Source organism: uncultured Clostridium sp., from assembly GCF_947039605.1.
Lineage (GTDB): Bacteria > Bacillota > Clostridia > Clostridiales > Clostridiaceae > Sarcina.
Genome location: NZ_CAMQZG010000018.1, coordinates 1 through 13,168 on the forward strand (window position 1 = coordinate 1; position 13,168 = coordinate 13,168).

The 13,168-nt window shown below is 27.7% G+C and carries 12 protein-coding genes; 10 read left to right on the plus strand and 2 right to left on the minus strand.

Features of this window, described 5'->3' with window-relative positions; genetic code table 11:
• Positions 1-163 precede the first annotated feature (163 nt).
• Complete coding sequence (locus Q0V24_RS08310) at positions 164-2,152, plus strand: ATP-dependent helicase (RefSeq protein ID WP_297520352.1); 1,989 nt, start codon at positions 164-166, stop codon at positions 2,150-2,152.
• A 72-nt stretch (positions 2,153-2,224) separates the two neighbouring features.
• On the opposite strand, the gene Q0V24_RS08315 is transcribed toward Q0V24_RS08310, so the two are convergent.
• A complete protein-coding gene (locus Q0V24_RS08315; protein WP_297520354.1) occupies positions 2,225-2,410 on the minus strand; it encodes a hypothetical protein in 186 nt (61 codons plus the stop codon).
• 357 nt (positions 2,411-2,767) lie between these two features.
• Here Q0V24_RS08315 and Q0V24_RS08320 point away from each other — a divergent pair, with 357 nt between their 5' ends.
• The 3 genes from Q0V24_RS08320 (at position 2,768) to Q0V24_RS08330 (ending at position 5,980) form a co-directional block, all read left to right on the plus strand.
• A complete protein-coding gene (locus Q0V24_RS08320; RefSeq protein WP_297520519.1) occupies positions 2,768-3,292 on the plus strand; it encodes a M20/M25/M40 family metallo-hydrolase in 525 nt (174 codons plus the stop codon).
• 63 nt (positions 3,293-3,355) lie between these two features.
• Positions 3,356-4,327, plus strand: a complete 972-nt coding sequence (locus Q0V24_RS08325; protein ID WP_297520356.1) for an RluA family pseudouridine synthase — start codon at positions 3,356-3,358, stop codon at positions 4,325-4,327.
• A gap of 42 nt (positions 4,328-4,369) precedes the next feature.
• Entirely contained in the window at positions 4,370-5,980 is a 1,611-nt protein-coding gene (locus Q0V24_RS08330) for a polysaccharide biosynthesis protein (protein WP_297520358.1), read from the plus strand.
• A 7-nt stretch (positions 5,981-5,987) separates the two neighbouring features.
• Here Q0V24_RS08330 and spoVB read toward each other — a convergent pair whose 3' ends face one another.
• Complete coding sequence (spoVB, locus tag Q0V24_RS08335) at positions 5,988-7,505, minus strand: stage V sporulation protein B (RefSeq protein WP_297520360.1); 1,518 nt, start codon at positions 7,503-7,505, stop codon at positions 5,988-5,990.
• 144 nt (positions 7,506-7,649) lie between these two features.
• Here spoVB and Q0V24_RS08340 point away from each other — a divergent pair, with 144 nt between their 5' ends.
• The 6 genes from Q0V24_RS08340 to Q0V24_RS08365 all read left to right on the plus strand — a co-directional run bounded on the left by Q0V24_RS08340 (position 7,650) and on the right by Q0V24_RS08365 (position 13,165).
• Complete coding sequence (locus Q0V24_RS08340) at positions 7,650-8,930, plus strand: hypothetical protein (protein WP_297520362.1); 1,281 nt, start codon at positions 7,650-7,652, stop codon at positions 8,928-8,930.
• A 71-nt stretch (positions 8,931-9,001) separates the two neighbouring features.
• The gene (locus Q0V24_RS08345; protein ID WP_297520364.1) at positions 9,002-9,499 is read left to right on the plus strand and encodes a hypothetical protein; all 498 of its coding nucleotides are present in this window, start codon (positions 9,002-9,004) and stop codon (positions 9,497-9,499) included.
• Between the two features lie 229 nt (positions 9,500-9,728).
• Positions 9,729-10,055: an ATPase gene (locus tag Q0V24_RS08350; protein WP_297520366.1), complete on the plus strand. Its 327-nt coding sequence runs from the start codon at positions 9,729-9,731 to the stop codon at positions 10,053-10,055.
• On the plus strand, positions 10,042-12,009 hold the full coding sequence (locus Q0V24_RS08355) for a V-type ATP synthase subunit I (protein ID WP_297520368.1): 1,968 nt from the start codon (positions 10,042-10,044) through the stop codon (positions 12,007-12,009). The genes Q0V24_RS08350 and Q0V24_RS08355 overlap by 14 nt, the downstream gene beginning before the upstream one ends.
• 27 nt (positions 12,010-12,036) lie before the next feature.
• Complete coding sequence (locus Q0V24_RS08360; RefSeq protein ID WP_297520370.1) at positions 12,037-12,528, plus strand: V-type ATP synthase subunit K; 492 nt, start codon at positions 12,037-12,039, stop codon at positions 12,526-12,528.
• A 37-nt stretch (positions 12,529-12,565) separates the two neighbouring features.
• Positions 12,566-13,165: a V-type ATP synthase subunit E gene (locus Q0V24_RS08365; protein WP_297520372.1), complete on the plus strand. Its 600-nt coding sequence runs from the start codon at positions 12,566-12,568 to the stop codon at positions 13,163-13,165.
• Positions 13,166-13,168: the final 3 nt, after the last annotated feature.

A 13,168-nucleotide genomic window follows, 5' to 3' on the forward strand; every position in this document is an offset into this window, starting at 1 on the left:
TTTTAATCGAAAAACAAAAAAAAGGACATCGACATTGTAGTTTGTCGACGTCCTGTAAGAACTAGTTTAAACTAGTTCTTTATTTTTTTTGAAAATTTTATATAATAGTACTTATAAATGTTAAGTATATAAATAAGATTAAATAAAGTTACAAGGAGATAAAATGCAAAATTTAGATGAATACCAAAAAGAAGCAGTTCTTGCAAAAAGCAAAAACACACTAATAGTTGCACCACCAGGGAGTGGTAAAACTACAGTAATAATAAATAGGGTTAATAATCTGATAGAAAATGGAACAAATGATAGGAATATAGTAGTCCTTACATTTACAAAATCAGCAGCCGAGAATATGAAAAAAAGATTCCTAAAAGATTTTAACAAAAATAGTAGCCCTTTTTTTGGGACTTTTCATGGATTATTTTACAAAATGCTTCTTAGATATCATGGCAAATTAGATATTATAAGTAATTTTGAATCATATGCAATAATAAAAAAGCAGTTAACAAAATCTAGTGATGATGTTAGCGATGAAAAAATTAAAGAGGTTTTGAATAATATTTCACTAAAAAAATCAAATTATTTAGATAGTGATGGTTTTAGTCCAACTATAAGTAAGGAAATATTTGATGAGTGTTATAAAGTTTACGAAGATTATAAAGAATATAAAAATCTTTTAGATTTTGATGATTTACAAAGAAAAGCTATCGAGCTTTTAAAAAGTAATGAGAGTGTATTAAATGGATATAGAAATTTATTTAAATATATACTTGTAGATGAATTTCAAGATTGCGACAACATTCAAATTGAATTTTTAAAACTTATAAATGAAAATACTTTCTGTGTTGGAGATGAAGACCAGTGTATATATTCATTTAGAGGTTCTAACCCAGAATGTATGGTAGAATTTGATAAGATTTTTGAAAAGGCACAAAAAATATATTTAAAATATAATTATAGAAGTAAAAATAATATAGTAGATTTTTCAAAAAAGATAATAGATGAAAATAAGTACAGACATAAAAAAGAAATAGTATCTTATTCAGAGAAAGTTGGTAATATACAATTTGTAGTTCCTTATGATGAATCAGAGCAAAGTAAATTTATAGCAGAGAAGATAAAAGAAAGAATTTTAAATGATGATATTTTATATTCTGATAATGTAATTCTTTATAGAACTAATGTAGAATCAAGAGCTGTTATTGATAGACTTATAAAGGAAAAAATTCCGTTTAAATTGTTAGATAAAGAATTTAACTTTTTTAAACACTTTGTATGTCAGGATTTAATAGCATATTTAAAGTTAGCTTTAGACCCAACTGATAAAGAAGCTTTTGCAAAGGTTATAAATAAACCATATAGATATGTTTCAAAGGGTGCGGTATATAAACTTAAAAAAAATGTTGAGAAAGTAAACTGTTTTGAAAATTTATTGATATCAGGAGAAATACATCCATTCCAAGTGAAGAAGATAGAAGAACTGCGTGATGATGTGGCAAATTTAAATAGACTTACACTTAGAACAGCAATTGATTTTATACTTAGTGATTTGGATTATTTGGATTATTTAAAAGATTATTCAAATAAGTATAGTCAAAACGTGGCTGATTTATTTGATATTGTAGATGAGTTTAAAGAATCAGCTAAGGAATTTAATAAGATAATACCATTCTTTGAGCATATAAAAAATGTAGAAGATAATCTTGTGAAATCTAAAGATGTGAAGCAGGATTCTGTAATTCTTAGTACAATTCATGGAGTTAAGGGGATGGAGTTTAAGAATGTGTATATTATAGACTGTGTAGATGAGATGTTACCTCATAAGAATGCTAAAGACCATGAAGAGGAGCGTAGGATTTTTTATGTTGCTATTACAAGGGCTATAGATAATGTAAGTATATATATTCCTAAGAATATCAAAGGTAATTTCACTCAGAAAACACCATTTGTACCAGATAGTATTATAAAATCAGATAAGCTTGAGTATACTGGTGGTTTTAAGGTAGGGCAAAAAGTAAATTCTAAAGTTAATGGAAAAGGTCAGATTGAAGCTATAAAAGATGGTATTGTATCAATAATATTTGGAAATATACTTAGAAGGTATGATATAAAGACTGTTGTAGAGGCTAAACTTATAACAGTTATAGAAGATTAAAAGTAATGTGATAAATATAAAAAGCCTAGTTCTCCATTTTTAGGGAACTAGGCTTTTAAAGTTTTAAGAATATTAACCTATATAAGCCATAAATACTCTTTCGATTGAAGTTACTTCATCTGTTGATAATACAACATCAGCAGCTATTGTAAATTCTACATCTATGTTGATAGTTCCAACAGTTTTATTAGCTATAAGTACTGTGTAAATATCTTGGTCTATTATTTTGTTGAATTTTAAATCGTTAATTTTAAACACCTATCTTTCTTTTTTATTTTTTTCTTGTACAAATAAGTTATCGACAGAATCAAATGAAAATTTATGTTTAAATAAATAACATTTTTTTACTAAAAAGTAAATAGATACTATAGAAATTCGGTGAAATGTTATGTGTAGTATTAGAATCTTAAAATGAAGAGATATTTACGAGTATTTTTATCTTAACTAAAATACTCGTAAACGATAATTAAATTATTAAAAACAAATCGTAAAGTTTATTTCATTAATTTGAAGTCTAAAATAGCTTAATATATAATTTTAGTGAATATTAAATTTAAAGGAGATTTTAATAGGAATAAGAGCTGATATGGATGCATTACCATAGCTGCAAGTTTAATTATGAGTTTACAGACTGTAATTAGTAGAGAAATATCAGGAGCTGTTATTACTATTGGGCAAATTGAAGCTGGGACAGCTCCAAATATTATACCAGATCAAGCTATACTAAAAGGCATAATAAGAACTTTAAGTAATGAGAAAAGAGAATATATTGTAAGACGTGTAGAAGAAATAACCAAAGGTTTAGTTAGAACAATGAGAGGTGAAGTTTCTATATTTATTGAAGAAAGTTATCCATCATTAATAAATAATTCAAAATGTGTAAAACTAGTAAGGGATGCAGCTCAATTAATTCTTGAAAAAGAGAATATTCTAGAGCAAAAAAAAACTAAATTAGGGGTTGAAAGTTTCGCATGTTTTGCAAAAGAAGTTGATTCAGTATTTTATTTTTTAGGTGTGAGAAATGAAAAAAAAGGGATGATACATCCAGCGCATAGTACATTATTTCAAATAGATGAAGAGTCTATAGAAATAGGGATAGCATTGCAGTGCCAAAGTGCATTTAATTATTTGACAAAGTAATTAAATATCGGTAATCTATAACAATGGATAAATTTAATTAAAAGAACAGTAGGAGTTGGAAGAATGAATATAGAAATAGGATTGAACGAAGCAGGACAAAGATTAGACAAGTTTCTAAGAAAGCTTTTAAAGGATGTACCACTAAGTACTATCTTCAAAGCATTAAGAAAAGGTGACGTAAGAGTCAATGGAAAAAAACAAAAAGAAAAATATTCACTTGTTAAAGGTGATTTAGTAACAATAAAATACATAACAAGCAATGCTAAAAATGAATCTCCAAAAAAATTCCAAACTGTAGATGCTTCAAAAATTAAAATAGTTTATGAAGATGAAAATATGGTTTTAGTGGAAAAATGGCCAGGAGTATTAGTTCATGCTGATCAAAAAGATGGAGACCCAACATTAAATGACTATGTGTTATCACATTTATTTAAAAAAGGGGATTATGTTCCAAAAAATGAAATTACATTCACACCAGCACCATGTAATAGATTAGATAGAAATACATCTGGAATAGTATTCTTTGGTAAAAACTTTGAATCTCTTAAAGCAATAAATGAAATGCTAAGAGAGAGAACAGTTGAAAAATATTACTGTGCATTAGTTAAAGGAAGAGTAAAAGAAGGAAGATATGAAGCTTTCATAACTAAAGATGAGGCTAATAATAAATCACAAGTATTCTATGATAATAAGGCAAATACTAAAAAGATTGCAATGGATGTTAAAGTCTTGGAAACAGATGGATTATTCTCATTCTTAGAAATTGAGTTAATCACTGGTAGAAGTCATCAGTTAAGAGCACATCTTGCATTCTTAGGACATCCAATAGTAGGTGATTATAAATATGGAGATAGAAAACTTAATTCATTCTTTGAAAATAAGTTTGGATTAACATTCCAGTTCTTATACGCTTATAAAGTTGTATTTAGAGATGTTCCAGAGAAACTTGAATATCTAAAAAACAAAACAATCACAGAAGCATTACCTCCAATCTTTAAAAAGATTAAAAGAGATGTGTTTAAAGTTAGATTCTAAGATAAATTAAAATAATTTTATTTTTATGGGGGAAATTAAATTATGAAAGAACAATCAATAACAAGGAGTTTTGCTATATTATCTATAGCTGGTATTTTAGCAAAGCTTATGTCACTTTTATATGTTCCAGTACTTAAAGAAGTTTTAGGACCAGAAGGACTTGGAATATATTTTAAAGTTTATGATGTTTTTGTTTTTATTTATGCCGTTACAAATGTAGGAATGCAAACTGCTATATCTAAGTATGTAGCAGAACTTGCAGCCGTTGGAAATTATAAAGATGCTATTAGAACATTTAAAATTTCCAGAACATTATTAATAATTGTTGGAACGATATGTACAGCCATAATGTTTCTTGGTGCTCAGGGTATAGCTAATATAACTGGGAATCCAAACATTGTATATGGACTTATGTTTTTATCACCGGCAATAATAACTACTTGCATTCTAGCAACTTATAAAGGTTATTTCCAAGGTAGAAATCAGATGAAACCAGTAGCAATTGCAAGTCTGGTAGAACAATTTGTAAATGTTATAATAAGTATTGCGTTTGCAATGGTTCTTATGAAATATGGACCGGAAATTGGTAGTGCAGGTGGAACACTTGGAACTTCAATAGGGGCTGTGATAGCGGTTGGATATCTAGTATATGTATATTACATATTTAAACCAGAAGCAGAAGCTAAAGAGAAGCAAGATAGTTCAGTTAAAAGAGTAAAACCAAAAAAGATGATGAAAATTCTTATAACTTATGGATTGCCAATAACACTTAGTGCAGGTCTTCAGAATTTTGGGAATCTTATAGATATGGCAAATGTTAGTTCAAGACTTGCGGTAGCAGGTTTTTCATCGGCTAAAGCAGATGAATTATATGGATTATTAGGGCAGTGGAGAACACTTATAAATGTACCTATGATATTTATAACTTCATTATGTATAGCAATGTTACCTGTATTATCGAAAGCTAATGTTTTAAAAGATCAAATATCAATGAAAAAGAATATAAAATTTTCATTTAGAATAACATATTTAGTAGGAATACCATCTGCTATAGGATTAGCTGTATTAGCAGAAGAAGTGTATCAGTATATGTATGGAGATTCTACAGGCTATGGAATGATGGTAATTGGGTCAATGACTGTAGTTTTAATGGCATTAGTGTTTGTACAAAATATAGTATTGCAAAGTATTAATAATTTTTACTATGTAGTTATGACACTTATAGTAGGACTTACTGTAAAATTCTTTTCAAACTATATTTTAGTAGCAAACCCTGATATTAATATATATGGAGCTGTTATAGGATTCTATTTATACTTTATAATAGTAATATTTTTAAATAATATAAAAATTAAAGATGTGACAAAAATTAATATAGGTCACATGAAATTACTTAGAAAACCATTAATAGCATCAATATATATGGGGTGTGGAATAGCTTTAGCTAGATTTATAATAAGTAAAATGTTTGTAGTAGCTAATTTTGGAACATTAATTGGATTAGTTTATACAGGAGTTTTAATTATAATAGGAGTGCTTTTATATGGACAAGCATTGCTTATGCTTAAAGCTATAAAATCTGAAGATATAAAATCTGTATCACCAGGTCTTTATAATAGAATACCTAAAAAAATAAAAGATAAGTTGCAATAATTGCAACTTATCTTTTTCTTATAACAAACCTTTTTTGCCTTGTAAGGAAAATTAATAAACCAAATAATAGTACAACTAAAATTGATATTATCAAACTTTGAAATCTATAATCAATAAAATTTGTGTAAGCTACAACAATTTTAAGGATATAGAATCCAAGTGCACCAGTTAAAGAATAAATAATTATATTAGGTAAGGATATATCTATATTTATAAGTTTATAAACCTCATATAAATTTAAAAGTAAGGTTAATATAGATACAATAAACATAGTAATAGCAAAACCAAGTACATTTATGGATGGTATTGCAGTTAAAATGAATAATAAGGAAATTTCAACAATTTCAATTATTACAGTATTCTTTAAAATTGCCTTAGGCTTATCTAGTCCATTCAAAATTCCAAACATTGTATTAGCAGCAAATAAAATAGGCATAGATATAGAAGCGATTTTTATATATAGCCCTAAATCATCTCTATCAAAAAATATTCTACCTAAGGAATTAGGGATACATAAACAAAGAATAGTTGTACAAATTCCAACTATAAATGATACTTTTAACACATTCTTAATTCGTCTAACTACTCCTGAATAATCATTTTTACTAAGACTTTGCGAGAGGTCAGGAATTAAAAGAGTGTTAAGTGAGCCTATAATAATAAGTGGGAAGGTAACTATAGTTAGAGCCATTCCAGAATACCGACCAATTATAGATAAAGCCTCTGAATATTCTAAACCAGCTAGCATAAGCCGTCTTGGAATGATAAGTGTGGATATGGTTGCAAAAATACTAATAAAGAATCCATTTAAACAAAGTGGTATAGAAGTAGATAAAATATCTTTTAATAATACTTTTTTAGACTTTGTATTTAAATTAGATTTTGGGATATCTTTAGTTGAAAATTTAAAAAAGCCATAAAGAAGTAAAAGACTTTGGAATTCCCCAAGGCATATAGAAATATATACAAGAACAACTAAGTTCTCTAGACTAGTACATTTAAACATAAGTATTAAAACAAATAAAATAATAATTCTGATACCTTTTTCTAGGATATCAATAGTTGCAGGTATTTTAATTTTACCACTACCGTAAAAATAACCTTTTAATATATTAGATAAAGCAATACAAATCATAGCAGGACATGTCACCATAATTGCTTTGATAGTTCTAGGGTCACGAACCCACCATTCTCCAATCTTAGGCGAAAGAAAGAAAACCAATATACCTATACAAAAAGCCCAAATAAAATTAAATTTAGCAATAGTTTTCATGCTCTTAAAAATATTATTAAATTCATTTCTAGCTGAATAAATTGCTGTAAATTTTGATATAGAAGCAACAATGCCAGCAGTCATTAAAGAGATAAATAGATTATATATAGGCATAACAAGACCAAAAAGACCCATTCCTTCAGGACCAAGAATTTTCGAGAGATATATAGAAAATATAAATCCTAAGACACCGGTAGCTAAATTAGATGTTGTAAGTAAAAAGGAGTTTTTATAAAAATTATCTTTAGACATAGTCTCACCACCTTTAAAAATATTCAATAGTAAAGAATATTCTATGTAGAGTAAAAATATTCTTTATTAAAATATATTATGTAATTAATTTTTTGAGTAAAACTTACATATATATGTAAATGAATTAGAATAAGGTGGTGTTTTATGAAAAAGTTTTTTTTACTTATATTAGTAGGCGGAATATTGGTAAGTTCATATTGTATTGTTAAGTTGAAGATGGAGGGAGTTTCTAAAGAGAAAAATCAATATAGGACAGAATTTATTTCAAGTGGTTTAGAGGGGGCGGAAGATTTTGTGTTTGATGAATTGAATAATATTTATGTTTCACTCGAAAATAAAGTTATAAAAATAAATAATGATAATACAAAAGAGATACTTTTTGAAGAAAAAAAAATAAAAATAAAAGATATTGCATATTTAGAAAATGAGATTTTTTATTTATATGATGATAAATTAAATGCTTATTGTTTAAAAACAGGTCGGCATAAATTAGTTGTTGATGAAATACCAACACAAGGCGATTATTCAGATAACAAGATTTTAGTTAAAGATGGTGAGTTATATATAACTGTAGGGTCTGCAACGAACTCTGGCGTGGTAGGGAAAGACAATAAATGGAGAGCGAGTAATGCTTATGATTTACCTGCAAAAGAAATTTTTTTGAGCAATAGCAAATTTGATGGAACTAGTCCATATAGTTCATACAAAACTATTAATGAAGAAGAGAAAACAAGAAGAGAAAATAAAATTGGTAATGCAAGTATAATAAAAGTAAATCCAAAGACTAAAGAATCTATATTAATAGCAGATGGAGTACGTAATGTGGAGGGGATAGATTTTGATAGTGAGAATAATATATATATGACTGTTGGTGGAATTGAATATAGAGGGGCTAGGCCATTATATGGGGATGCGGATTATATATACGAGCTAAAAGAAAATAGTTTTTATGGGTGGCCAGATTATAGTGGTGGAGATCCAGTGGATTCAGTAAGGTTTAGAAAGGAAGGGAAAGCAAAGCAAAGCTTTATACTAAAAAAACATAAACATAAACCAGAGGCTCCAATTTATCAGCATAATGAGGTGAGCTCATTAGGTTCAATGGCAATAGATAGACATGGAGATATAGAAAATAAAGATTCCTTTTTTATTTACGATAAATTAAGTGATAGTATTTTTAATATACAAAAAACAGGTGCAAAGAAAAAAGTTTTAGAATTGAAAAATTCAGATATAGAAAAAATTTTAATAAATGATGAGAGTTTATATTTATTAGATAAAAAAAATGGATATATATTGAAAGTGTTTGAAGATACTAATTCTATAGAAATAGCTAATAATATTAAAATATTAATTTTAGCAGTTATAGTGATGAGTATTCTAGGTATAACACTAATATTATTTATAAAAAGAAAATGTAAATAAGAATACTTGTATTGATTTTTTTAAGTAAAATATGTAAACTTAATGTAATATATTTCTAGGAGTTGGTTATTTTGCGAATAAGTCCTAAACGGACCGTTGTTAATCTTAAATATATAGAATTAAAAGGAGATATTTTAGATGTAAGTTTAGATGATACAGGGGTAATCTATAATTTAATCAAAAGCAAAAATAATGAGGACATTAGTTTAAGTTATTTAAAAGATTCAAAAGATGAAGAGGGGAAATTTGATTGTTGCACTTTATTTTTTTCCTTAGGAACATTAAGCAAAGGAGATTCAAAAGTGTTGATACAAGATATATCCAAATTAATAAAATTTGATGGTGAATTATATTTATGGGATAGAATAAAAGTTAAAAATGAGATCATAAGAGATAATGTAATTGTAAAAATGCCAGATGAAACGGATAAAAAATTTCAACTGATGAATTTGAATCCATTTTATGAATTTAATGATTCTAGATGTCGAGAATTGCTAAAAAATAACTTTATGATTATAGAAACTTTGATTTGGGATAATGTTATTTATATAAAGGCTAAAAAAATATAAAATCATCAGTCAATGCCAACTTTTATTAAAAATAAGTTTCTAAAAAGCAAACAATGTGTTAATAATGGCTAAAAGTCGCCTATTAGGGAAAATAAGTTATTGAATTTAAATTCATATTGTGTATAATAATAATTAGATTAAGTGTTAATCAATACTATATTTAAGTGTTAATCAATACCGTATAAAGTGTTGAAAGATATATTATAATATTTGTAAAGGTGGTGAAATTTTGGCGATAGAAATAATTAGTGAAATTCAAAAAGCAGAGCAGTACGCAAAAGATATTTTAGTACAAGCTAACAAAGATAGTAAAGATATAACATTAAAAGCTACTTTACAATCTGAAAAAAATTATAATCAAGTTTTAGAAGTAGCCAAAAAAGAAGCAAATGATATAATTAATGCTTCAATTACCAAAGGTAATGTAGAAGCAGAAAAATTATTTGTAAAAGGCAACGAAGATTGCAAAGATATAATAGCTCCAGAACAAGTTAAATTAGATGAAGCTATTAAATTAGTAATTGAGAGGATTGTGAATATTCATGGCAATAGTTAAAATGAATAAATTCACCTTGCTTACTTTTGAATCTGAAAAAGAAAAACTTCTAGAAAAGCTTCAAGGGAATTCAGAAGTTGAATTCATAAATCTTCAAGATCAAAATGTGATTGAGGAAAATGAAGTTTTAGCTACCTTAAAAAAGTCAGATATAGATTCTGAAACATTAATAATTGAAGAAAATGTATCTAAGACAAAATCAGCATTAGCATTCTTAAAAAAATATGTAGCTAGTACTGGAGGGCTTAAAGCTCTAAGAGAAGGAAAACAAAGTTTAACTTTAGAAGAACTTGAATCAAATGTTATGAATAGTAACTGGGAGACTGTATATTCAAAGGTTAAGGAAGTTGAGATTGAGCTTGCTAGTTTAGAAAATGAAAAAACTAAGTTAGAAAGTGAGTTAGAAATATTAAAACCGGTAGCAACACTAGATGCTCCATTAGGTGAATTAAAAAGTACAAAATCAACTACAATGTTTTTAGGGAGTATATCAAAGCAAAGTAAAGAAGCTTTTATAAACGAACTAAATAAAGAAATTCCAGATTTGTATATGGAAACAGTATCTGAAAATAATCAAGATACATACATTTTCATGGTTGTGTTAAATAAAGATGCAGAATTATTAGATGACTTAACTAAGAAATTTGGTTATTCAGCATTCCAATCTAAGCAAACTAGAATTCCTAGTGAAGTTATAAATGATTTCACAGGAACAATAAAAGAAATTGATTCTAAGAAATTAGAAATCAAAAAAATGCTTAGTGGATTTACAAAAGAGAAGGATATATTAGAACTTTCTCATGAATACTATCAAAATAGTTTAATGAGAAAAGAAGTAAATAAAAACTTCTTAAACACTGAAAATACAATGATTATACAAGGTTGGATACCAACTAAAGAAAATAGTAATTTAGAAACTTTAGTTAAAGAAGTATCTGAAGAAAATTATTATATAGCATTTGAAGCAGTAGAAGAGAAAGAAATTGCAAGTGTACCTATAAAACTAGAAAATAAAGGTCCAGCAGCAGCTTTTGATTCTATAACAGAAATGTATAGTTTACCTATGTATGATGAGATAGACCCTACACCATATCTTACACCATTCTACATGATATTCTTTGGAATAATGGTTGCAGATTTTGGTTATGGATTAGTATTATTCATAGGAAGTATCTTAGCACTTAATTTCTTAAACTTAGAAAAATCTAAGAGAGATTTTGTTAAATTCTTTATGTGGCTTAGTTTAGCAACATGCGTATCAGGTTTAATATTTGGTACAGCATTTGGAATAGACTTAGAAAAAACATTGGGAATAGGCATTATAAACCCAGGTAGAGATACTAATACATTACTTATGCTATCAGTAGGACTTGGAGTTATTCAAATCTTATTTGGTTTATTTGTAAAAGCATATATGCTTATAAGAAATAAACAATATCTATTTGCATTCTTTGATGTTGGGTCATGGTTAATGTTATTGTCAGGACTTGCAATGTTACTTACAGATGGTTTCTTAAAAACTATCGGAATAGCGCTTGCAATAGCTGGTTCAGTAATAATTGTTTTAACACAAGGTAGAGCAGAAAAAACTATGGGTGCAAAACTTGGACAAGGTGCATATGCACTTTATGGAGTTACTAACTATGTTGGGGACTTAGTTTCATATACAAGACTTATGGCACTTGGAATTGCTGGGGGATCAATAGCGGCAGCGCTTAACCTTATAATAGGAATGATGCCAGAGGGTATTGGTTCAATACTAATAGCACCAGTAATATTTATATTAGCACATGTATTTAACATGGGATTATCATTGCTTGGTGCTTATGTTCATACAGCTAGATTACAATATGTTGAATTCTTCTCAAAATTCTATGAGGGTGGCGGAAGACCATTCAGCCCATTTAAAACAGTTGATAATTTTATAAGTTTAAAAAAAAATAAAATAAAATAATAAAGACAATTTAGGAGGATTTTAGTTATGGAAAATTGGATTACGTTTTTTAATTTACACGGTGGAGTTATATTTGGTGCTTTAGGAATCGCACTTGCAGTAGGTCTTTCAGGTATAGGCTCAGCTAAGGGAGTTGGAATAGTTGGGGAAGCGGCAGCAGGACTTGTTACTGAAGAACCAGAAAAGTTTGGTAAGGCATTAGTTCTTGAACTATTACCAGGTACACAAGGATTATATGGTTTCGTTATAGGTTTCTTAGTATTTAACGCTTTAGGTGGTGGAGTTAATTTATCACAAGGTATATACTTACTATTCGCTTGTTTACCAGTAGGAATCGCAGGACTTTGGTCAGGAATTGCTCAAGGTAAAGCAGCAGCAGCTGGTATCCAAATATTAGCTAAAAAGCCAGAGCATACAACAAAAGGTATCATATTTGCAGCTATGGTTGAAACTTATGCTTTATTAGGATTCGTTATCTCATTCTTATTAGTAAATGGAGTTACAACTTTAATTAAATAATTATTATTGAAATTAAGTTGAGATTGGAGAAGTGATTATGTCAAACTTAGAAAATATAACTTCTAAAATCAAGAAAGATGCGGAAGTACAAAAAGATCTTATAATAGCTAAGGCTAATGAAAGTTCAAAATTAATTATAAATAAAAAGGAATCAGCAGCAAAAAAAGACGCTGCTGATTTACTAGAAAAGTCAAAGCATGAAGCAATAACTAAAAAAAGTAGAATATTATCAAGTGCTAATCTAAAAGTTAGGAATGATAAACTTGTTGCAAAACAAACAGTTATAAGCAGTGTTTTTGATGAAACAAAGAAAAAGCTAAATAATATGACAGATGTTGAATTCAAAAGTTTTATAACAGATAAAATTTTAAACTCTGATATAATTGGAGATGAATACATCATAGTTAATGAAGATAAAAAGAAGGTAGTTAACGAGATATTTATAAGTGAATTAAATACAAAGTTAGTTGCTGGAAATAAAAAAGGTGAACTTAAAATTTCAGATATAAATGGAAATTTTGAAGGTGGATTTATAATAGAGAGAGAAGGTATAGAAATAAATAATACTTTTGACTCATTAATTGATTCTTTAAAAGATGAGATGGAATTTGAAATAGCAAAGGTAATGTTTAGTTAAGGA